The following is a 20,943-nucleotide window of genomic DNA, read 5'->3' as shown; positions in this document are numbered from 1 at the left end:
TCCTCCCTCGTGAGTACGGTGTGCGCGGTGCGGGATCTGGTCAAGACCTACCCCGCCGCACGCGGCAGACGAGGCGCGCCCGCGACCCCCGAGGTCCGGGCCACCGACGGGATCAGCCTCGATGTCCGCGGCGGCGAGATCTTCGGACTGCTCGGCCCCAACGGCGCCGGGAAGTCCACCCTGGTCCGCCAGCTCACCGGCCTGATGCGCCCCGACTCCGGCAGCGTGCGGCTGCTCGGCCACGACCTGGTCCGGCACCCCGAACGCGCCGCCCGGCTGCTCGCCCACCTCGGCCAGGAATCCACCGCGCTCGACGAGCTGACCGTCGCGCTCGCCGCCGAGACCACCGGGCTGCTGCGCGGCCTCGGCCGCCGCGAGGCCCGCGCCGAGCGCGACGCCGTGCTCGGCGAGCTCGGCCTCGAAACGCTCGCCGACCGCCCGCTCAAGAAGCTCTCCGGCGGCCAGCGGCGCCTCGCCTGCTTCGCCGCCGCCCTCGTCGGCGAGCGGCCCGTGCTCGTCCTCGACGAACCCACCACCGGCATGGACCCGGTCGCCCGGCGCGCCGTCTGGTCCGCCGTCGACCGCCGCCGCGCCGAACACGGCACCACCGTGCTGCTCGTCACCCACAACGTCATCGAGGCCGAGACCGTGCTCGACCGGGTCGCCGTCCTCGACCGCGGCCGGGTCATCGCCTGCGACACCCCCGCCGGACTCAAGGAACGCGTCGCGGGCGAGGTACGGGTCGAACTGGTCTGGCGCGAAAGCGCCCCCCTCGACGTCCCCGAGGTCGCCGCCCTGAGCGCCTCCGCCGAGGCGTCCGGACGCCGCTGGGTGCTCCGGCTCGCCCCCGACGAGGCCAGGGCGGCGGTCGCCGCCGTCACCGGCGGCGCCGCCTTCGCCGCCCTGGACGACTTCACCCTGGCCACGCCGAGCCTGGAGGACGTGTACCTGGCGCTCGGCGGCGAGACCGCCAAGGGACTGGTGAAGGCATGACCCCCGCAGCCCCTGTGGCCCCCGCAGCCACTGTCCCACCGACCCGGACCGTCAGGAGCTGGACGAGTTGAGCACCCTTCCTGCCGAGCCCCGGACCGTGGACACGGCCGCCCGGGCCACCGCTCCGACCGCCGACGATGCCGCCGACGCCCACGAGAACGTCCACACGGACGGCTACGGGGACGGGACCGCGCCCGCTCCGCTCGCCCCGGCCGCCAGGCTGCTCCCGGCGCTCGGCGCGGTCTACCGGGCCCAGCTCTCCCGGGCCCGGGTGGCCCGGATCCCGCTGCTGTTCGTCGCCACCTTCCAGTCCGTCGGGATCATGATCCTGATGCGCGGAGTCGTCGACGGCGGCAGCGAGGCCAGAGCCGTGGTCGCCGGCTCCGCCGTGCTCGTCGTCGCCTTCGTCGCGCTCAACCTGCTCGCCCAGTACTTCGGCCAGCTCCGCGCCTCCGGCGGCCTCGACCACTACGCCACCCTGCCCGTGCCGCCCGCCGCCGTCGTGCTCGGCGCGGCCGGCGCGTACGCCTCCTTCACCGTGCCCGGGACACTCGTCACCGCCGTCACCGGCTGCGTGCTGTTCGGCCTCCCGGTGACCCACCTGTGGATCCTGGTCGCCGTCGTGCCGCTGTCCGGGGCGGCACTCGCCGGGCTCGGCGCCGCGCTCGGCCTGCTCGCCCCCCGCCCCGAGCTCGCCACCCTGCTCGGCCAGCTCGGCATGTCGGCGGCGCTGCTGCTCGGCGTGCTGCCCGCCGAGCGGCTGCCGGGCCCGATCGGCCTGGCCCGGGACCTGCTCCCGTCCACGTACGGCGTGGAGGCCCTGGCCCGTACCTTCGACGACCGTCCCGACTGGGCGGCGGTCGCGCTCGACCTCGGCATCTGCGGCGCGGTCGGCGTCGTCTCGCTGGCCGTGGCGACCTGGGCCTACCGGAAGGCCGCGGTCCGCTGAGCCGTCGGGAGCCGCCCGGGCACCGAGTGCTGATCCGCTGAGGCGGCGCACAGCCGCACCTGGCACGATGGCGTGGTGACCGCACCTCTCACTCCGCCGCCGCACCAGCCGCCGCACGACTCCGCCTGGCCCGCACCCGACGACGCACCGCCCGCGGGGCCCGCCGCCCCCAGCACCGCGACCGAACTGCGCCAGTCCGCCGTGGTCGTCGCCGCGTCGGTGCTCGCCGGGGCCGTGCTCGGACTGCTGTGGCTGTGGCTCGCACCGCGAGTGACGCTGTTCTCCGACGGCAAAGCGGTCTTCCTCAAGGACAGCGAGGGCGAATCGGCGATCGGCATGGACGGCACCTTCGTGCTGCTCGCGCTCGCCTTCGGCGCCGTCGCCGCGCTCCTCGTCTTCCTCTTCCACCGCCACGGCGGCGTCGCCCTCGTCATCGCCCTCGCGGTCGGCGGCGTCCTCGGCTCGCTCCTCGGCTGGGGCGTCGGCGTCTGGCTCGGCCCGGCCCGCGACGTGGTCGCCCACGCCAAGGCCGTCGGCCCCGGAGTCGTCTTCGACGCGCCCCTCGAACTCAAGATGCGGCTCGCGGCCATGCTGGCCTGGCCGATCGCCGCGATGATCGTCCACCTGGCGCTGACCGCCCTCTTCGGCCCGCGCGACCCGGAACCGGACGACCTGGGGCCGTGGCCGCCGACGCCCAACACGACCAGCTGATGGGGCTGGCGGGCCCGCACCCGCAGGCACCCACAAACGGTGCGACTCGGCCCCGGGGGTGCCTGCTGGTGCGCGCCCGCTGGTTGGGCGAGTGAGCCGAAGGGCGCCGTGGGTGTCGAAAGGGAGAGCGCGCACAGGTCCCGAGGTACGAGGGACCGAGCACGGTCGACCGTCGACACACGCTGAGGCGCCCGGAGGCGAACCGAGCTTCCCAAAAAAAGGGGGGGCTACCCCCGGCCGATGGGGGCGAGGACGGCGTTCGTCAGGTCGGCCAGGTCGTCCGGGGACAGTTCGACCTCCAGGCCGCGGCGGCCCGCCGAGATGCAGATCGTCGGGTGGCCGGACGCCGACGCGTCCAGGACCGTGCGCAGGCGCTTGCGCTGGCCCAGGGGGGAGATGCCGCCGCGTACGTAGCCGGTGGTGCGTTCGGCCGCCGCCGGGTCCGCCATGGCCGCGCGTTTGCCGCCGACCGCCGCCGCGAGTGCCTTCAGATCGAGCTGGCCCGCCACCGGGACCACCGCGACGGTGAGTTCTCCGTCGACGTCGGCGACCAGCGTCTTGAACACCCGGTCGGGGGACACCCCGAGGGCTTCCGCGGCTTCCTCGCCGTACGACGGAGTCGCCGGGTCGTGCTCGTAGGCGTGCAGGGTGTACGCCGTACCGGCGGCTGCGAGGGCCACCGTCGCCGGGGTGCCGCCGGTGCCGCCCGTGTTCTTCTTCTGCTTCTTCGCCATGCCGGGCTTCCAGGGTCGCAGGGTCAGTTCGGGCTGGTCGGCGCGCGGGTGAGCTCCACCGCGGGCAGCGACGGCAGGTGCCGGAGGACCGCCGTCTCGGCGCGCAGCAGCGCCAGCTCCTCGCGCAGCCGGGTCGCCGTGTCGGGGGCCTGCAGCAGGCGCTGCTTGGACGGGGTGTCGAGGACGGCGGCCGCGGCGACCAGGTAGGACACCACCGACGGGTCGTCGGGCAGCTCGGTGGTGGTCAGGGAGCGTTCGCGGGCGCCGGCGAGCCGCTTCTGGTACGAGCGGAAGGCCCGCAGCACGCCCTCGGCGAGGGCTTCCTCCTCCTCGCCCGGCGCCTCCGGGATCTCCTCGGTCTCGGCGGTCAGATAGGGGCCGGTCGCGTCCACCGACAGCAGCTTCACCCGGGTGGTGCCGGTCACCATCACCTCGTAGCCGCCGTCCGCCCGCTGCCGGATCGACGCCGCGTCGGCCACGCAGCCGACCCGGTGGAACGCCTGGATCGGGTCGGGGCCGAAACCGGCCGACGGGCCCTTCTCGGGCAGCGCCGTCTGGTCGGGCAGGCCGGGTGCGGTCGGCGCGACCTCACGGCCGTCGCGGATGGCCACGACGGCGAAGCGCCGCGGCTCGGACTCGTCCGTGCGGAGCAGTTCGCGCATCATGGCGCGATAACGCTCCTCGAAGACGTTCAGCGGCAGCACGAGCCCCGGGAACAGCACCGTGTTCAGGGGGAACAGAGGCAGACGGGCGGTGGTCACAGCGGTCAAGCGTAATGGCCGCCGGGACCGCCCCGGGCGGCCCGTCCCGCATCGCCCGCCGCGGCCCCCGCCGGGCCGGTCCCCGGCGCCCCGCCGGACCCCCCGGCGGACCCGTGGTCCGGCCCCCCGACGGGCCCCGGCCCGGCCGGAGCCGGGGGCCCGGCCTGGGGGCGGGCGCGCAGCGGGGTGCGCCGTGCGACTTCCCGTACGGCGAGGGCGCGGGCCTGCAGGAAGCCGCCCAGCGGGTCCTCGGCGCCCACCGACCAGGGGAAGCTGGTCGCCTGCGGGCCGATCCGGCCGAACTCGGCGACGGCGTCCGCCCAGCGGCCCCGCGCCACAAGCACCCGCACCAGCAGATTGCGCACCTCGGCGGGCCAGGGATCGCCCGCCGGGTACTCGGCCGACAGGGCGAGCGCCCGGTCGGCCGCCGCGTCGAGCCGCTCGGCCCGTACCCCGTGTCCCGGCTCGGGCCCGGCGAGCAGCTGGGCGAACGCGGCCCGTACCGGCAGGGCCTGCACCAGCGAACCGGGCAGGGCGTCCTCGGCGGCCTGTTCGGCGAAGTCGAAGCACTCGGGGTGCGGGCCGCCGGAGCGGCCGGAGTCGCGCGGGGCCTGGTCCTGGCGTTCGCAGCACTGGGCCGACAGGTACTTCAGGGCCGCCACATGGCTGCCGTAGTGGTGCGGGGCGCGGCGCACCGCCTGCTCCCACAGGGCCTCGAAGCCGCTGTGCCGGGCGTGGGTGCCGCGCGCGTGGTCCAGGGCGAGCCGCCAGGGCACCGGGTCGCGCGGCGCGGCCGCGGCCGCGCTCTCGATCAGCGGCCCCAGTTCACGCAGCCGTTCCGCCCTGGCCGGGGAGTGCCAGGCCCTGCGCACCTCCAGCTGCGCTTTGACGAGCAGCGCGTCCGGGTCGTGCGGGCTGCCCGCGAGCCAGTGGCCGAGCCAGCCGTCCCGGCCGTACGCGAAGGCGCTCAGCCGGGTGACATAGCGGTCCCGGTCCTCCCACTCGGCGGCGTCCCGGGTGCCGGCGAGCAGTTTGGCGGCCGGTTCGGGGTCGCCGAGCGCGGCGGCGACCAGGGCCGGTGCCAGCCGTCCGTCCGGCGCGTCGAGCAGCACGGCGTCGTCCGGCACGAGGGCGGCGGTCAGCCGCGGGGCGTGCCGGACCAGACGGGTGGTGCCGATCAGGGCGCGGAGCAGTGACATGGTGCGAAACATTGAAAACCGCAGGTGAGGGCCGCGCCAGTGGGGGACTGTGAAGCTTTGGTGGCGGCGGGAAGGTTGTATCGACGAGGGTCAAGACAGCGTAAAGAAAGGGGTGGAAGGGTGCCCGCGCCGACTCCGGCGCGCACGCCCCCCACACCTCCCCACCCCTCTCAACGGGCGGCGCGGCCCCCGGGATCAATCCGCGCGCGGATCCGCTCCCGGGGGCCCGTCCTGACCGTCCTGACCGTCCGGTCAGCCGCGCCGCAGCAGCCGGGAGGCCCCGGCCGCCACCGTCGTCGCCAGCACCCAGCCGAGCAGGATCAGCGCGGTCGACGCCCACAGCCAGACGCCTTCGAGCCGCCAGAACCCGACCTGACCGAGATCGATCACCGGAAGCAGCAGATCGAGCGCGTACAGCGTCGGGTTCCAGGTCGGCGCCTCGCCCGGTTTCAGCGGCACCGCCTGGTGCCGCGAGAACAGCACCGCGCCCGCCGCCCAAAGCACCACCATCCACAGCGCGGCCCGGCCGGGCCGGTAGCCGTACGCCACCGTGAGGTCCTGCACCCAGCCCCACAGCTTCCCGGCCAGCGGCAGCGCCTCCCGGCGCCGCCGCTGCTTGGCGAGCAGCACCTCGCGCGCGTCGGCGTCCTCGCCGCTGTTGCGCAGCACGGTCGCGAGCCGCTCGTACGGCTCCGGCGCGTACTCCGGGGTGGCCGCCGCGACCCACTCCAGGCGCCGGGCCAGCGGGAAGTGCCCGTACGGCACCAGCGTCTCGTACACGAATCCGCTCATCGCGAGTCCGCCCGGGCCCGGCCAGCTGCCGGACAGGTCGATCAGGGTCACCACCTTCGCGCCGTTCAGGACCACCCGGCCCTCCTCCGGGCGCTCCCCGTTGAAACGCAGCTCGGGGGTGACGATCCGGCGCAGCGACAGCTCCTCGCGGCGCGAGCCGTCGAGCACGAAACGGGCGTGGTGCAGGTCCACCGAGTCGCCGAACCTGCCGTCGTCGAGCCGCACCCCGCCGTGGCACTCCACCGGTTTGCGCCGGGCGCCCTGCGCGGGCGTCACCCCGTACGGCGGGGTCGCCGTCGCGTTGCCCGAACTCTCGTACACCCAGGCCGCGTTCAGATACAGCGTGCGCTCCACGGTGAGCTGCGGCGCGTTCAGCGCGCGGCGCTGCTGGGCGCCGCGCAGCACGCTGCCGCGCAGACTCAGGGACACCCCGACCTTGGCGCCGCGCAGGCTCAGCTCCCCGTACGTCTCGATCAGCTCGGCCTGCAGGTCCTGCGCCACCACCATGCCGTCGGCGGTGATCGCCCGGCCGCGCCGGTCCGGCCACACCCGGATCTGGTTGATCAGCAGATCGGTGCCGATCTGCGCGTCCGTCAGCCGGATGCCCCGCTCCACCCGGCAGCGCGGCAGATGCAGATCGCCCTCGGTGTGCAGCCGCGCCGCCTCCAGGCGCGGCAGCGCGCACTCCACCATGCGCAGCGTGCCGAACCGGGCCTCCGGGAGTATCACCTCGCCGTCGAACCGGCAGCCGCTCAGCTCCACGTACGGCCCTATCGAACCGCCGGCCAGATTCAGCTCCCCGGTGATCCGCGCCCCGCGCAGCTTCAGCGCCGCGACGCGCCCGGACACCGCGGGCGGCCCGTCGAGCAGCAGCAGCGCCACGATCTCCGCCCGGACGCTGCGCTCCGCGCCCCACACCGAGCGCAGCGCGAACGGATCGTCCCGTTCCGGTGCCCCCTCCCGCAGATCGCATGTCCCGCCCACCCGGAACGCCCGCCACATCGCCCGCTCCGGCCTGGTCAGACCTTCGGGCATCCCGCCGTCCTCGCGCGGCTCGGTCACTGCCGCCCCCTCGCTTCCCGCACTTCCGCTTCCCCGATTCGCACAGCCGTTCTTCCCGCTGTGTGACGGGGTGAACGCTAACGGTCAGGGGTGGCGACAAGACGCCAGAGTGGCCTGTATCAGCCAGTGATACGGGCGTCCGGCGCTGTGGGGCGTCTGCGAGAATTGACCCGTGATCTCTCGAATCGATCTGCGCGGCGCGGCCCTCCCCGAGGGTGCCGCCCTGCGCGACCTGCTGCCCCGTGCCGAGTTCGACGTGGAAGCCGCCCTGGAGAAGGTGCGGCCGATCTGCGAGGACGTACGGCATCATGGCGCCGCAGCGGTGATCGACTACGGGGAGAAATTCGACGGCGTCCGCGTCTCCGGCCTGCGGGTCCCGGCCGACGCGATCGCCCGCGCCCTCGACGAGCTCGACCCGGCCGTCCGGGCCGCCCTCGAGGAGTCCATCCGGCGCGCCCGGCTCGTGCACCGCGCCCAGCGCCGCACCACCCACACCACCCAGGTCGTCCCCGGCGGCACCGTCACCGAGAAGTGGATCCCGGTCGAGCGCGTCGGGCTCTACGTGCCGGGCGGCCGCTCGGTCTACCCGTCCTCCGTCGTGATGAACGTCGTCCCCGCCCAGGAGGCCGGGGTCGAGGGCGTCGCCGTCGCCTCCCCGCCGCAGAAGGACTTCGGCGGGCTGCCGCACCCGACCATCCTGGCCGCCTGCGCCCTGCTCGGCGTCGACGAGGTCTACGCCGCCGGTGGCGCCCAGGCCATCGCCATGTTCGCGTACGGCACCGAAGGCACGGACGGCACCGACGGGACCGACGGTGTCCCCGGCTGCGCGCCGGTCAACCTGGTCACCGGGCCCGGCAACATCTACGTCGCCGCCGCCAAGCGCCTCCTCAAGGGCCGCATCGGCATCGACGCCGAGGCCGGCCCCACCGAGATCGCCGTCCTCGCCGACGACACCGCCGACCCGGTGCACGTCGCCGCCGACCTGATCAGCCAGGCCGAGCACGACCCGATGGCCGCCTCCGTGCTCGTCACCGCGTCGGCCGCGCTCGCCGAGGCCGTCGAGGCCGAGCTGAAGACCCAGGTCGCCGCCTCCAAGCACGTCGACGACCGGATCGTGCCCGCGCTCGAAGGCCGTCAGTCCGCGATCGTCCTGGTCGAAGGACTCGACGAGGGCCTCAAGGTCGTCGACGCCTACGGCGCCGAGCACCTGGAGATCCAGACCGCCGACGCCGCCGCCGTCGCCGACCGGGTCCGCAACGCGGGCGCGATCTTCGTCGGCCCCTGGTCGCCGGTCTCCCTCGGCGACTACTGCGCGGGCTCCAACCACGTGCTGCCCACCGGTGGCTGCGCCTGCCACTCCTCCGGCCTGTCCGTGCAGTCCTTCCTCCGCGGCGTCCACATCGTCGACTACAGCCGCGACGCCCTCGCCGAGGTCGCCCACCACGTGGTGACCCTCGCCGAGGCGGAGGACCTGCCCGCGCACGGCGCCGCGATCAAGGCACGGTTCGGATGGAAGGTTCCGGAGAGCAAGTGACCTCGAACGACTCCGTCGGCACCCCCGACCGGTCCCCCTGGGACGAACTCCCCGTCCGCGACGAGCTCAGGGGCAAGTCCCCCTACGGCGCGCCCCAGCTCGACGTGCCCGTCCAGCTGAACACCAACGAGAACCCCTACCCGCTGCCCGAGCCCCTGGTGGCCCGGATCGCGGAGCGGGTCGCCGAGGCCGCCCGCGGCCTCAACCGCTACCCCGACCGGGACGCCGTCGAACTGCGCACCGAGCTCGCCGCGTACCTCACCAGGACCGCCCACCACCCGGTCACCACCGCCAACGTCTGGGCCGCCAACGGCTCCAACGAGGTGCTCCAGCAGCTCCTGCAGACCTTCGGCGGACCCGGCCGCACCGCGATCGGCTTCGAGCCCTCGTACTCGATGCACGCCCTGATCGCCCGCGGCACCGGCACCGGCTGGATCTCCGGACCCCGCAACGACGACTTCACCATCGACGTCGACGCGGCCCGGCAGGCCATCGCCGAGCACGCGCCGGACGTCGTCTTCATCACCTCGCCCAACAACCCCACCGGCACGGCCGTCGAGGCCGCCACCGTCCTCGCCCTGTACGAGGCCGCGCAGGCCGCCAAGCCCTCGCTGGTCGTGGTGGACGAGGCGTACGTCGAGTTCAGCCACCGGCCCTCGCTGCTCCCGCTCATCGAGGGCCGCCCGAACCTGGTGGTCTCCCGGACCATGTCCAAGGCGTTCGGCGCCGCGGGACTGCGCCTCGGCTACCTCGCCGCGCACCCGGCCGTGGTCGACGCCGTCCAGCTGGTGAGACTGCCGTACCACCTCTCGGCCGTCACCCAGGCCACCGCGCTCGCCGCCCTGGAGCACACCGACACCCTCCTCGGGTACGTCGAACAGCTCAAGACCGAGCGGGACCGGCTCGTCACCGAGCTGCGCGCGCTCGGCTACGAGGTCACCGAGTCCGACGCCAACTTCGTCCAGTTCGGGCACTTCGACGGAGCCGAGGGCTCCCACCGGGCCTGGCGGAAGATCCTCGACCGGGGCGTCCTGGTCCGGGACAACGGCGTACCCGGCTGGCTGCGGGTCACCGCCGGAACCCCCGAAGAGAACGACGCGTTCCTCGACGCGGTTCGTGAGTTGAAGAAGGAGCAGAGCGCATGAGCCGCGTAGGCCGCGTGGAACGCACCACCAAGGAGACGTCCGTCGTCGTCGAGATCGACCTCGACGGCACCGGAAAGGTCGACGTGTCGACCGGGGTCGGCTTCTACGACCACATGCTCGACCAGCTCGGCCGGCACGGTCTGTTCGACCTCACCGTGAAGACCGACGGCGACCTCCACATCGACTCGCACCACACCATCGAGGACACCGCCCTCGCCCTCGGCGCCGCCTTCAAGCAGGCCCTCGGCGACAAGGTCGGCATCTACCGCTTCGGCAACTGCACCGTGCCGCTCGACGAGTCGATCGCCCAGGTCACCGTCGACCTCTCCGGCCGCCCCTACCTCGTGCACACCGAGCCCGAGAACATGGCGCCGATGATCGGCGCGTACGACACCACCATGACCCGGCACATACTGGAGTCGTTCGTGGCCCAGGCGCAGATCGCGCTGCACGTCCACGTGCCGTACGGGCGCAACGCCCACCACATCGTCGAGTGCCAGTTCAAGGCCCTCGCCCGCGCCCTGCGCTACGCCGCCGAGCGCGACCCGCGCGCGGCCGGCATCCTCCCCTCCACGAAGGGCGCCCTCTGACCGTGAACGGCCTCTCCACCATCCTCATCGTCGTCGGCCTGTTCCTGCTCGGCGGCATCTACTCCTTCGCCAAGCAGAAGATGCCGAAGAGCCTGATCGTGCTGCTCGCCATCGGCGCCGTGATGTGCCTGTCCGCCGGTGTGCTGCGACTGGACGTCTGGTCATGAGCAGCCCCGGCACCCGAGGCGGCAAGAAGGTCGTCGTCTTCGACTACGGCTTCGGCAACGTGCGTTCCGCCGAGCGGGCCCTCGCCCGGGTCGGCGCCGACGTCGAGATCACCCGCGACTACGACACGGCCATGAACGCCGACGGACTCCTCGTCCCCGGCGTCGGCGCCTTCGCCGCCTGCATGCGCGGCCTCAAGGAGGCCCGCGGCGACTGGATCGTCGGCCGCAGGCTGTCCGGCGGCCGCCCGGTCATGGGCATCTGCGTCGGCATGCAGATCCTCTTCGCCCACGGCATCGAGCACGGCGTCGAGACCGAAGGACTCGACGAGTGGCCCGGCACGGTCGGGCCGCTCGACGCGCCCGTCGTCCCGCACATGGGCTGGAACACCGTCGACGCCCCCGCCGACACCGAACTGTTCGCGGGCCTCGACGCCGACACCCGCTACTACTTCGTGCACTCCTACGGTGTGCGCGAGTGGAGCCTCGAGGTCGGCAACCCCAACATCCGCGCCCCGAAGGTCAGCTGGACGACGCACGGTGAGCCGTTCGTCGCCGCGGTGGAGAACGGTGCCCTGTGGGCCACCCAGTTCCACCCCGAGAAGTCCGGCGACGCCGGCGCCCAGCTCCTCACCAACTGGATCGGAACGCTCTAGATGTCCCGCACGCTCGAACTCCTCCCGGCCGTCGACGTCCGCGACGGCCAGGCGGTCCGCCTGGTGCACGGCGAGTCCGGCACCGAGACCTCCTACGGCTCCCCGCTGGAGGCCGCCCTCGCCTGGCAGCGCTCCGGCGCCGAATGGCTCCACCTGGTCGACCTCGACGCCGCCTTCGGCACCGGCGACAACCGCGCCCTCGTCGCCGAGGTCACCCGCGCCATGGACATCAAGGTCGAGCTGTCCGGCGGCATCCGCGACGACGCCACGCTCGCCGCGGCCCTCGCCACCGGCTGCACCCGGGTCAACCTCGGCACCGCCGCCCTGGAGACCCCCGAGTGGGTCGCCAAGGTCATCGCCGAGCACGGCGACCAGATCGCCGTCGGCCTCGACGTGCGCGGCACCACGCTGCGCGGCCGCGGCTGGACCCGCGACGGCGGCGACCTGTACGAGACGCTCGCCCGGCTCGACGCCGAGGGCTGCGCCCGCTACGTCGTCACCGACATCGCCAAGGACGGCACCCTCGCGGGCCCCAACCTGGAGCTCCTGAAGAACGTCTGCGCCGCCACCGACAAGCCGGTCGTCGCCTCCGGCGGCGTCTCCTCGCTCGACGACCTGCGGGCGCTGGCCGGGCTCGTGCCCACCGGCGTCGAGGGCGCCATCGTCGGCAAGGCGCTGTACGCGAAGGCGTTCACCCTGGAAGAGGCGATCGAGGCGGTGGCCGCCGTATGACCGGTTCCGTGCGCAAGGTGGTGACCGGCGCCCCCTGGGAGGAGCAGTTCGGCTACTCCCGCGCGGTCGAGCTGCCCAACGGCCTGGTCCTGGTGGCCGGCTGCACCTCGGTCGTCGACGGCCAGATCGCCGACGGCGGCCCGTACGAGCAGGCGGTCAACGCGTTCAACGTGGCCTTCGGCGCCCTGGCGCAGCTGGGCCTCGGCGCGGAGCACGTGGTTCGCACCCGGATGTACCTCACCCACGCCCGGGACGTGGAGGAGGTCGGTCGCGCCCACAAGGAGCTGTTCGACGCCGTCCGCCCGGCCGCCTCGATGATCATCGTGTCCGGGTTCGTGGACCCGCGCCTGGTCGTCGAGGTCGAGATCGAGGCGTACCGCCCGGAGACCTCGGCCGGGGGCGACGCATGAGCCTCGCCGTACGCGTGATCCCCTGCCTGGACGTGGACAACGGCCGGGTGGTCAAGGGGGTCAACTTCCAGAACCTGCGGGACGCGGGCGACCCCGTCGAGATGGCCAAGCTGTACGACGCCGAGGGCGCCGACGAGCTCACCTTCCTCGACATCACCGCCTCCTCCGGCAACCGCGAGACCACCTACGACGTGGTGCGCCGCACCGCCGAGCAGGTGTTCATCCCGCTCACCGTGGGCGGCGGGGTGCGGTCGGCCGACGACGTCGACAAGCTGCTGCGGGCCGGTGCGGACAAGGTGGGCGTCAACACCGCCGCCATCGCCCGCCCCGAGCTGATCCAGGAGATCGCCGAGCGCTTCGGGCGCCAGGTGCTCGTCCTGTCGGTCGACGCACGGCGTACGGCCTCCGGCTCCTTCGAGGTGACGACGCACGGCGGCCGCCAGGGCACCGGCATCGACGCCGTCGAGTGGGCGCACCGGGCCGCCGAGCTGGGCGCGGGGGAGATCCTGCTCAACTCGATGGACGCCGACGGCACCAAGGACGGCTACGACACCGAGATGATCGCGGCGGTGCGCGAGCACGTCACGGTGCCGGTGATCGCCTCCGGCGGCGCGGGGCGGCTCGCCGACTTCCCGCCCGCCATCGCGGCGGGCGCGGACGCGGTGCTCGCGGCGTCCGTGTTCCACTTCGGCGATCTGCGGATCGGCGAGGTCAAGCAGACGCTGCGGGAGGCGGGTCACCAGGTCCGCTGAGTCCGTTCGCGAACCTCGCGAACCTCGCGAACCTCGCGAACGGGCCCCCTCGGGGGCCCGTTCTCTTTCTCCGTATGCACAGCAATATTTGCGCAACTTTCATTGCGCAAGATTTCTTTCGCATCTAGGGTCGAGGCATGACCTCGCAGGAGAACCGCCGCATCACCGACCTCGGCACCCTCAAGGCCCTCTCGCACCCGCTGCGCACCCGCCTCTACCGCGCCCTGTTCGTGGCCCGCACCGCGACCGCCTCCCAGCTCGCCGAGCAGGTCGACGAGGCCGTCTCGCTGGTCAGCTACCACCTGCGCAAACTCGCCGAGCACGGCCTGATCGAGCAGGCCGGGGGCCCGACGGCGGACGGCAGGCCGACGGACGGCCGCGAACGCTGGTGGCGGCCCAGCTCGTACGGGTTCAGCATCCACGACGAGGACGTCCGCGACGCCCCCGAACTCGTCGCCGCGTCCGACGCCCTCGGCCGGGTCATCGGCGAGCAGCGCGCCGCGCTCCACCGCCGCTTCCTCGACGAGCGGCTGACCTGGTCCGACGAGTGGCGCTCGGCGGTCATCAGCTCCGAGTGGCTGCCCCGGCTCACGGCGTCCGAACTCGCCTCGCTCGGCGTGGAGCTGGACGCCCTGCTCACCCGGTACGACCGGGCCGCGCGGGCCGCCGAGGCGGCCGGCGACACCGAGGGCCGCGAGAAGGTCGCGATCCACCTGCACGGATTCCCGTACCGGGGCTGAGCCGGATGACCACGACGACCACGACGACCGATGTCCGGGCCGCCGCGCCGGCCTTCGCCGCCCGCCCCGCCCATCGCGACCCCAACGTGCTGCGCTGGACCGGCGCGTTCACCGCCTCCACCCTCGGCGACAGCGTCTACTACCTGGCCCTCTCCTGGTCCGCCGTCCGCTCCGGCACCCCCGGCCAGGCCGGCCTCGTCCTCGCCGTCGGCGCCGTGCCCCGGGCCCTGTTCATGCTGGCCGGGGGAGTGCTCGCCGACCGGCTCGGCCCGCGCCGGGTCGTCATCGGCTCCGACGCCGTACGCGCCCTGCTCGTCCTCGGCCTGGCCGCGACCCTGTTCCTCGCCTCGCCGGGACTCTGGGCGCTCGCCGCCGTCGCCCTGCTCTTCGGCGTCGTCGACGCCCTGTTCCTGCCCGCCGTCGGCGCGCTGCCGCCGCGCATCGCCGCCCCCGACCAGCTCGCCAGGATCCAGGGCCTGCGCGGCCTCGCCCAGCGCTCCGGCGCCGTCCTCGGTGCCCCGCTCGGCGGTCTCGCGGTGGCCGTCGGCGGCCCGGCCACCGCCTTCGGCGTCGCGGGACTGCTCTTCGCCCTCTCCGTACCGCTGCTGTGCGCGCTCCGGCTCGGACCGCCGCCGCCCAAGGCGGAAACCGCGGGCCAGGGTGGTGGCGGGGCGTTCGCCGAGCTCGTCGACGGACTCCGCCACCTGCGCCGCAACCGGATCGTCGGCCACCTCATGGTCGTCGTCCTGCTCAGCGACCTCGGCTTCGCCGGACCCCTCAACGTCGGCCTCGCCCTCCTCGCCGACCAGCGCGGCTGGGGCGCCGCCGGCATCGGCTGGGTGCTCGCCGGATTCGGTACGGGCGCGGGCGCGGCCTCCCTGCTGCTCACCGTCCGCGGCCGCGTCCCCCGCGCGGGCGCCGTCTGCGGGGTGACCATGCTGCTCGGCGCCGTCTCCATCGGCGCCCTCGCCACCACCGGCCGGCTGCCCGTCGCCACCGCCGTCGCGCTCTCCATCGGCCTGCTCGCCGGACTCTCCGGCGCGCTCTGCAACGCGCTCGTCCAGACCGCGTGCGACCCCGCCTACCTGGGCCGGGTCTCCGCCGTCGCCGCGTTCTGCTCGCTCGGCGTCGCGCCGCTCACCTTCCCGCTCACCGGAGCGGCGATCGGGGTGTGGGGCCTCGGGCCGGTGTACGCGGTGAGCGCGGCGGTCTGCGCGCTGTGCGGGCTCTACACGCTCGCGGTGCCCGCGCTGCGGCGCGCCGAACTGCCCGCACCGCCCGACCGGCCCGCGCGAGGAACCCGCTGACCCGGCCGGCCCCCGCTCACATCCCCAGCTTCGCCGTCGTCACCTGCTCCAGCGCCGACTTCTCGCCGTCCAGCTCCACCTGCGCCGCCTCCTGGCGGCCGAACACGAACAGCGTCAGCTCACCCGGCTCGCCCGTGACCGTCACCACCGGCGTGCCCTTGTGCGCCACCGCCGTCTGGCCGTTCGGGCGGCGCAGCACCAGGCCCACCGGGGAGCGGCGGCCGGTCAGCCGGGCCAGTTTCTCCAAGCGGGACCAGAGGGCGTCCGAGAAGACCGGGTCCAGGGGGCGCGGGGCCCAGTCCTCCTGTGCCCGGCGGACGTCCTCGGCGTGGACGTAGAACTCGACCGCGTTCGCCGCCTCGTCGATCTGCTTCAGGCGGTACGGCGACATGCGCGGCGGCCCGGTCCTGATCAGCTGGATCAGTTCCTCGTACGGCTTCGCGGTGTACTCGGCCATGGCCTGGTCGAGCCGGGACTTGAGCACGCCCAGCAGCAGCCCGCCCGCCGCCTCCGGGCGGCGCTCCCGCACGACCACGTGCGCGGCGAGGTCGCGGCAGGTCCAGCCCTCGCACAGGGTGGGCGCCTCGGGCCCTGCCGCCTCCAACAGGTCCGCCAGGAGCAGCCGTTCGCGCTTCGCATGGGTCGACATGGCGGCAAGCCTACGTCCGGAGTCCCGCGCGGGCCCGCCCATCAGGCGGACGGCCGCCCGGCCGGTACCCCGGATCGCGGCACAATGGCCCCATGAGCAGCATGCCCCGGACCTCCAGCTCCCTCGACCCCGCGATCGCCGCCCGCCTCAAGCGCAGCGCCGACGGTCTCGTCCCCGCCATCGCCCAGCAGTACGACACCGGCGAGGTGCTGATGATGGGCTGGATGGACGACGAGGCGCTGCACCGCACCCTCACCACCGGCCGCTGCACCTACTGGTCGCGCAGCCGCCAGGAGTACTGGGTCAAGGGCGACACCTCGGGGCACGTCCAGCACGTGAAGTCCGTCGCGCTCGACTGCGACGCGGACACCCTCCTGGTCCGGGTCGACCAGGAGGGCGCCGCCTGCCACACCGGGGCCAGGACCTGCTTCGACGCCGACGTGCTGCTCGCGGCCGAGTAGGGTCTGGCGCCATGGATCTCGAGACCTTCCGCAAGCTGGCGGCCGACCGCCGCGTCATCCCCGTCAGCCGCCGGCTCCTCGCGGACGGCGACACGCCGGTCGGGCTCTACCGGAAGCTCGCCGCCGAACGCCCCGGCACCTTCCTGCTCGAGTCGGCCGGTGGGGGTACCTCCCACACCGTAGGTGGTGGGGGAGGCCGCAGCTGGTCGCGGTACTCGTTCATCGGGGTGCGCAGCGAGTGCACCCTCACCGTCCAGGACGGGCAGGCCCACTGGCTGGGCACCCCGCCGGTCGGCGTGCCGGTGGACGGCGACCCGCTCGCCGCCCTGAAGGCGACCGTCGAGACCCTGCACACGCCGAACACGCCCAGCGACCTCGCGGGCGGGATGCCGCCGTTCACCGGCGGCATGGTCGGCTACCTCGGCTACGACATCGTCCGCCGCCTGGAGCGGATCGGCGAGCACGGCCGCGACGACCTGAAGCTGCCCGAGCTCACCATGCTGCTCACCAGCGACCTCGCCGTCCTCGACCACTGGGACGGCACGGTGCTGCTGATCGCGAACGCGATCAACCACAACGACCTGGAGACCGGCGTCGACGAGGCGTACGCGGGCGCCGTCGCCCGGCTCGACGCCATGGAGGCCGATCTGGCCCGCGCGGTCCCCGCCGCCCCGGCCGCCCTGCCGCAGTCCGAGCTGCCCGAGTACACCGCGCTCTGGGGCGGCCCCGCCTTCCAGGACGCCGTCGAGGACGTGAAGGAGCGGATCCGGGCGGGCGAGGCGTTCCAGGTGGTGCCCTCGCAGCGGTTCGAGACCCCGTGCACCGCGTCCGCGCTCGACGTGTACCGGGTGCTGCGGGCCACCAACCCGTCCCCGTACATGTATCTGTTCCGGTTCGAGAACGGCTTCGACGTGGTCGGCTCCTCGCCGGAGGCGCTGGTCAAGGTCGAGGACGGCCGCGCGATGCTGCACCCGATCGCCGGGACCCGGCACCGGGGCGCCACCCCGCAGGAGGACCACGACCTCGCGGAGGAGCTGCTCGCCGACCCGAAGGAGCGCGCCGAGCACCTGATGCTGGTCGACCTCGGCCGCAACGATCTGGGCCGGGTCTGCGAGCCGGGCTCCGTCGAGGTCGTCGACTTCATGTCGATCGAGCGGTACTCGCACGTCATGCACATCGTGTCGACGGTCACCGGCCGGGTCGCCGAAGGCCGTACCGCCTTCGACGTGCTGACCGCCTGCTTCCCCGCCGGCACCCTCTCCGGCGCGCCGAAGCCGCGCGCGATGCAGATCATCGAGGAGCTCGAACCGTCCCGGCGGGGTCTGTACGGCGGCTGCGTCGGCTATCTCGACTTCGCGGGCGACTCCGACACGGCCATCGCGATCCGTACGGCGCTGCTGCGCGACGGCACGGCGTACGTGCAGGCGGGCGCCGGGATCGTGGCCGACTCGGACCCGGCGGCCGAGGACGCCGAGTGCCGCAACAAGGCGGCGGCCGTGCTCCGCGCCGTACACACCGCCAACCGGATGACCGCGCCCCGGTCGTGATCCCCTCCCCGGCCGCGACGGCACGGGGCGGCACCCCGGCCGGGCGGATGAGGCCGAATCGTGAACAGGGATCACTCGACCGGATGAACGGTTCCCGAGCCGGTAGGGGATAGTGGGGTACGTGAGTGCCGTACCCGTACCCCAGCCCCGAGCCGCCCGACCGGGCGGCGCCGCTTCCTCCGGCGCCCGCCGCAGTCTGGGCGCGGCCCTGCTGCTCGGCGCCCTCGGCGCGACCGTCGTACTGCTCTCCGCGGGCCAGAAGTGGGCCGAGGGCACCGCGTCGGTGGCGGGCGGCAGCGTGCCGGTCGAGGCCGACGGCGGCGCCGTCACCGGTGTCCCGACCGCCCTCGCGATCGTCGGCCTGGCCGCCCTCGTCGCCGTGTTCGCGGTGCGCAGGACCGGCCGCACCATGGTCTCCGCGCTGCTCGCGCTGAGCGGCGCGGGCGCCGCGCTGGCCGCCGTGCTCGGCGCCTCCGACGCCTCGGCGCTGAACGCCGAGGCCGCCCGGATGAGCGGGAACACCGCCGCCGCGGCCGTCGGCCTCAGCCACACCGCCTGGCCGTACGTGACGGCCGTCGGCGCGGCGCTCATCCTGGCCGCCGGACTGTTCGCGCTCCGCTTCGGGAAGTCCTGGCCCGCCATGGGCGGCCGCTACGAGCGCTCCGGCACCCCCCGCGCGGCCCGTCGCCAGGCGGCCGTGGACCCCGACCGCCCCGAGGACCTGTGGAAGGCCCTGGACCGCGGCGAGGACCCCACCCGCGGCGCCTGACCCCGCCCCTCGACGGCCCCCGATCGGGGGGCCGCGCGCGACGCGTGATCGTCCGGGACCCCCCGAGTCACCGTCGCGCGGTCATGTGCGGAAGAATGAGGCGTCACCACCGCGCAACATCAACGAGGAGCAACTCATGGCGGGCAGCGCCCACGGACACACCCCGGCCGCCTGGACCGGTGTCATCATCTCCTTCATCGGCTTCTGCATCGCCGGAGTCTTCATGGTGGCGGCCAACGTGCCCGGTTTCTGGGCGGGTATGGGCGTCATCGTCCTCGGCGGTGTCGTCGGCGGCGCGATGAAGATCGCGGGCATGGGCATGCCGAAGGAGACGGCGGCCGTCGCCGCCGCCCGCGAGACCGCCACGCGCAGCGCCCTCGAGCGGACCGCCGCCTGATCACGGCGGCGATCCCGGCGCGACGGTCGCGACGGTCCTGACGGCCCCGAAAGGCCGCCCACGACCGCATCCGCTCACCCGGAAGGCGCAGTCCCGACGCACGGGGCTGCGCCTTCGCGCCGTACGGGCGACAATCCTCGGGTGGATCCCGACCCGACGGCGGCAGCCGTGACCGAGCCCGCCGCCCCCGGCCCCTGGGGGCCGCCGCCCCCGCCGCCGGCCGCGAGACCGCCCGTCCGGCGGCTGCTCGCGCCGCTCGGCACCCTCGCCGGGGTCGCCGCGGCCTTCGCGTACGTCGGCACCGTCGACCCCAACGAACCCGGCCACTACCCGGTCTGCCCGCTGCTCCGCTTCACCGGGATCTACTGCCCGGGCTGCGGCGGGCTGCGCAGCGCCCACGCCGTCGTCCACGGCGACCTCGGCGCCGCGCTCGGCGCGAACGCCCTGGCCGTCGTCGGCTACGGCGTCTTCGCCGTCGTCATGGTCCTGTGGCTGATTCGCGCCGCCCGCGGCCGGTCCATGCGGCTCGCGATCGCCCCCGTCTGGTGGTGGGGGATCGGCGCCGTTCTGGTCCTGTTCACCCTCGTACGGAACCTGCCGTTCGGCGCCGCGCTGGCGCCCTGAGGTCCCAGCAGGTGGGACGCGTGTCGAACCGATGCGGGTCAGGGGCCCACCTGCGGATACCATCGACCTTGGCTGAACCGTGTTCATCGACGTTCATCGCATCCCGAATCCCGGAAGGGGGCCTCTCGCGTGAGTGTGCTCGACGAGATCATCGACGGCGTGCGCGCCGACCTCGCAGAGCGGCAGGCGCGGGTCTCCCTCGACGAGCTGAAGGAGCGCGCCGCGAAGGCACCGCAGGCCAAGGACGGGGTCGCCGCACTGCGCGGCGACGGCGTCACGGTGATCTGCGAGGTCAAGCGCTCCAGCCCGTCCAAGGGCGCGCTCGCCGCCATCGCCGACCCGGCGGGTCTCGCCGCCGACTACGAGGCGGGCGGCGCCGCCGTCATCTCCGTACTGACCGAGCAGCGCCGCTTCGGCGGCTCGCTCGCCGACCTGGAAGCGGTCCGCTCCCGGGTCGACATCCCGGTCCTGCGCAAGGACTTCATCGTCACCGCGTACCAGCTCTGGGAGGCCCGCGCCTACGGCGCCGACCTCGCGCTGCTGATCGTCGCGGCGCTCGAGCAGGAGGCCCTCGTGTCCCTGATCGAGCGCGCCGAGTCCATCGGCCTCACGCCGCTGGTCGAGGTGCACGACGAGGACGAGGTCGAGCGGGCCGTCGACGCGGGCGCCCGCATCATCGGCGTCAACGCCCGCGACCTGAAGACCCTCAAGGTGGACCGCTCCACCTTCGAGCGGGTCGCCCCGGAGATCCCGGCCGGCATCGTCAAGATCGCCGAGTCCGGCGTCCGCGGCCCGCACGACCTGATCGCGTACGCCAACGCCGGCGCCGACGCGGTCCTGGTCGGCGAGTCCCTGGTCACCGGCCGCGACCCCAAGGCCGCCGTGGCCGACCTGGTCGCCGCGGGCGCCCACCCGGCCCTCCGCCACGGGCGGAGCTGACCCACCGATGCCGCTCCGCCGCCCGCTCCCCTGCCCCGCCGACCGGCGCCACGCCCCGCTCGCGCGGGGCTGCCGGCCGCGCGGCTGCCGGGCACCGGCGCGGCGGGTGCACGGACGGCGGGTCCGGTACGTGATCGGCGACGAGCCGGGTCAGGTCAACGGCATGCGATGGCGCCCCGCCACCGCGCGCACCCGGCCCTGACCCACCGCCTCCCCGCCCCCGCCTCCGTCCGGTGATCCTCCGCCGTGCGTGACGGCGTGTACGGCGCCGCGGTGGCCGTCGGACGCCTCGGCGTGCGCGCGCCACGTGACAGGCACCGTCCACC

At 74.1% G+C, this 20,943-nt stretch carries 25 protein-coding genes; 20 read left to right on the top strand and 5 right to left on the bottom strand.

All coding sequences use genetic code 11. The features are described from left to right. Window positions 1-18 precede the first annotated feature (18 nt). From ACIPXM_RS10425 to ACIPXM_RS10415, 3 genes are all read left to right on the top strand, one after another. On the top strand, window positions 19-993 hold the full coding sequence (locus ACIPXM_RS10425) for an ABC transporter ATP-binding protein (protein WP_401654790.1): 975 nt from the start codon (window positions 19-21) through the stop codon (window positions 991-993). A gap of 67 nt (window positions 994-1,060) precedes the next feature. Then, entirely contained in the window at window positions 1,061-1,942 is an 882-nt protein-coding gene (locus ACIPXM_RS10420; RefSeq protein WP_401654106.1) for an ABC transporter permease, read from the top strand. A 75-nt stretch (window positions 1,943-2,017) separates the two neighbouring features. Continuing rightward, window positions 2,018-2,653, top strand: a complete 636-nt coding sequence (locus tag ACIPXM_RS10415) for a DUF2567 domain-containing protein (protein WP_401654104.1) — start codon at window positions 2,018-2,020, stop codon at window positions 2,651-2,653. Between the two features lie 227 nt (window positions 2,654-2,880). Here the strand turns inward: ACIPXM_RS10415 and ybaK are convergent, their stop codons facing one another. From ybaK to ACIPXM_RS10395, 4 genes are all read right to left on the bottom strand, one after another. Next, a complete protein-coding gene (gene ybaK / locus ACIPXM_RS10410; RefSeq protein ID WP_401654102.1) occupies window positions 2,881-3,387 on the bottom strand; it encodes a Cys-tRNA(Pro) deacylase in 507 nt (168 codons plus the stop codon). Window positions 3,388-3,410: 23 nt separating this feature from the next. Then, the gene (locus ACIPXM_RS10405; protein ID WP_401654100.1) at window positions 3,411-4,148 is read right to left on the bottom strand and encodes an LON peptidase substrate-binding domain-containing protein; all 738 of its coding nucleotides are present in this window, start codon (window positions 4,146-4,148) and stop codon (window positions 3,411-3,413) included. Between the two features lie 5 nt (window positions 4,149-4,153). After that, window positions 4,154-5,359, bottom strand: a complete 1,206-nt coding sequence (locus ACIPXM_RS10400; RefSeq protein WP_401654098.1) for a hypothetical protein — start codon at window positions 5,357-5,359, stop codon at window positions 4,154-4,156. A 240-nt stretch (window positions 5,360-5,599) separates the two neighbouring features. After that, window positions 5,600-7,201, bottom strand: a complete 1,602-nt coding sequence (locus ACIPXM_RS10395) for an oxidoreductase (protein WP_401654096.1) — start codon at window positions 7,199-7,201, stop codon at window positions 5,600-5,602. A gap of 172 nt (window positions 7,202-7,373) precedes the next feature. On the opposite strand from ACIPXM_RS10395, the gene hisD reads away from it, so the two are divergent. The 10 genes from hisD (at window position 7,374) to ACIPXM_RS10345 (ending at window position 15,231) form a co-directional block, all read left to right on the top strand. After that, the gene (gene hisD / locus ACIPXM_RS10390; RefSeq protein ID WP_401654094.1) at window positions 7,374-8,735 is read left to right on the top strand and encodes a histidinol dehydrogenase; all 1,362 of its coding nucleotides are present in this window, start codon (window positions 7,374-7,376) and stop codon (window positions 8,733-8,735) included. After that, window positions 8,732-9,880 (top strand): histidinol-phosphate transaminase, encoded by a 1,149-nt coding sequence (locus ACIPXM_RS10385; protein WP_401654092.1) that lies wholly within the window; start codon window positions 8,732-8,734, stop codon window positions 9,878-9,880. Before hisD ends, ACIPXM_RS10385 begins: the two co-directional genes overlap by 4 nt. Then, window positions 9,877-10,470: an imidazoleglycerol-phosphate dehydratase HisB gene (gene hisB / locus ACIPXM_RS10380; protein WP_401654090.1), complete on the top strand. Its 594-nt coding sequence runs from the start codon at window positions 9,877-9,879 to the stop codon at window positions 10,468-10,470. The genes ACIPXM_RS10385 and hisB overlap by 4 nt, the downstream gene beginning before the upstream one ends. Window positions 10,471-10,472: 2 nt before the next feature. After that, the gene (locus tag ACIPXM_RS10375) at window positions 10,473-10,637 is read left to right on the top strand and encodes a hypothetical protein (RefSeq protein ID WP_401654088.1); all 165 of its coding nucleotides are present in this window, start codon (window positions 10,473-10,475) and stop codon (window positions 10,635-10,637) included. Next, window positions 10,634-11,290 (top strand): imidazole glycerol phosphate synthase subunit HisH, encoded by a 657-nt coding sequence (gene hisH / locus ACIPXM_RS10370; RefSeq protein ID WP_401654086.1) that lies wholly within the window; start codon window positions 10,634-10,636, stop codon window positions 11,288-11,290. The genes ACIPXM_RS10375 and hisH overlap by 4 nt, the downstream gene beginning before the upstream one ends. Next, window positions 11,291-12,022, top strand: a complete 732-nt coding sequence (gene priA / locus ACIPXM_RS10365) for a bifunctional 1-(5-phosphoribosyl)-5-((5-phosphoribosylamino)methylideneamino)imidazole-4-carboxamide isomerase/phosphoribosylanthranilate isomerase PriA (protein ID WP_401654084.1) — start codon at window positions 11,291-11,293, stop codon at window positions 12,020-12,022. Continuing rightward, a complete protein-coding gene (locus tag ACIPXM_RS10360) occupies window positions 12,019-12,432 on the top strand; it encodes a RidA family protein (protein ID WP_401654082.1) in 414 nt (137 codons plus the stop codon). Before priA ends, ACIPXM_RS10360 begins: the two co-directional genes overlap by 4 nt. Then, window positions 12,429-13,184: an imidazole glycerol phosphate synthase subunit HisF gene (gene hisF, locus ACIPXM_RS10355; protein WP_401654079.1), complete on the top strand. Its 756-nt coding sequence runs from the start codon at window positions 12,429-12,431 to the stop codon at window positions 13,182-13,184. The genes ACIPXM_RS10360 and hisF overlap by 4 nt, the downstream gene beginning before the upstream one ends. Window positions 13,185-13,321: 137 nt before the next feature. Continuing rightward, window positions 13,322-13,924, top strand: coding sequence for a helix-turn-helix domain-containing protein (locus tag ACIPXM_RS10350; protein WP_401654077.1), 603 nt, complete (start codon window positions 13,322-13,324; stop codon window positions 13,922-13,924). 5 nt (window positions 13,925-13,929) lie between these two features. Further along, a complete protein-coding gene (locus tag ACIPXM_RS10345; RefSeq protein WP_401654075.1) occupies window positions 13,930-15,231 on the top strand; it encodes an MFS transporter in 1,302 nt (433 codons plus the stop codon). 16 nt (window positions 15,232-15,247) lie between these two features. Here ACIPXM_RS10345 and ACIPXM_RS10340 read toward each other — a convergent pair whose 3' ends face one another. Continuing rightward, window positions 15,248-15,880: a TIGR03085 family metal-binding protein gene (locus tag ACIPXM_RS10340; protein ID WP_401654073.1), complete on the bottom strand. Its 633-nt coding sequence runs from the start codon at window positions 15,878-15,880 to the stop codon at window positions 15,248-15,250. A gap of 92 nt (window positions 15,881-15,972) precedes the next feature. Between ACIPXM_RS10340 and hisI the strand changes: the two genes are divergently transcribed. The 7 genes from hisI (at window position 15,973) to trpM (ending at window position 20,819) form a co-directional block, all read left to right on the top strand. Further along, window positions 15,973-16,341, top strand: a complete 369-nt coding sequence (hisI, locus tag ACIPXM_RS10335; RefSeq protein ID WP_401654071.1) for a phosphoribosyl-AMP cyclohydrolase — start codon at window positions 15,973-15,975, stop codon at window positions 16,339-16,341. Window positions 16,342-16,352: 11 nt separating this feature from the next. Then, window positions 16,353-17,888 carry an anthranilate synthase component I gene (locus ACIPXM_RS10330; RefSeq protein WP_401654069.1) on the top strand — a complete coding sequence of 512 codons (1,536 nt, stop codon included), beginning with the start codon at window positions 16,353-16,355 and terminating at the stop codon, window positions 17,886-17,888. Window positions 17,889-18,000: 112 nt separating this feature from the next. Beyond that, the gene (locus ACIPXM_RS10325) at window positions 18,001-18,657 is read left to right on the top strand and encodes a TIGR02234 family membrane protein (RefSeq protein ID WP_401654067.1); all 657 of its coding nucleotides are present in this window, start codon (window positions 18,001-18,003) and stop codon (window positions 18,655-18,657) included. 136 nt (window positions 18,658-18,793) lie between these two features. Then, the gene (locus ACIPXM_RS10320) at window positions 18,794-19,054 is read left to right on the top strand and encodes an HGxxPAAW family protein (RefSeq protein WP_401654065.1); all 261 of its coding nucleotides are present in this window, start codon (window positions 18,794-18,796) and stop codon (window positions 19,052-19,054) included. Between the two features lie 141 nt (window positions 19,055-19,195). After that, window positions 19,196-19,678, top strand: coding sequence for a DUF2752 domain-containing protein (locus ACIPXM_RS10315; protein ID WP_401654063.1), 483 nt, complete (start codon window positions 19,196-19,198; stop codon window positions 19,676-19,678). 129 nt (window positions 19,679-19,807) lie between these two features. Continuing rightward, window positions 19,808-20,617 (top strand): indole-3-glycerol phosphate synthase TrpC, encoded by an 810-nt coding sequence (gene trpC, locus ACIPXM_RS10310; protein ID WP_401654061.1) that lies wholly within the window; start codon window positions 19,808-19,810, stop codon window positions 20,615-20,617. A 7-nt stretch (window positions 20,618-20,624) separates the two neighbouring features. Next, window positions 20,625-20,819 (top strand): tryptophan biosynthesis modulator TrpM, encoded by a 195-nt coding sequence (trpM, locus tag ACIPXM_RS10305; RefSeq protein WP_401654059.1) that lies wholly within the window; start codon window positions 20,625-20,627, stop codon window positions 20,817-20,819. Window positions 20,820-20,943 lie beyond the last annotated feature (124 nt).

Origin of the sequence: Streptomyces sp. NPDC090025 (genome assembly GCF_044748125.1) — a bacterium.
GTDB lineage: Bacteria > Actinomycetota > Actinomycetes > Streptomycetales > Streptomycetaceae > Streptomyces.
This window is presented reverse-complemented; position numbering and strand designations above follow the sequence as displayed.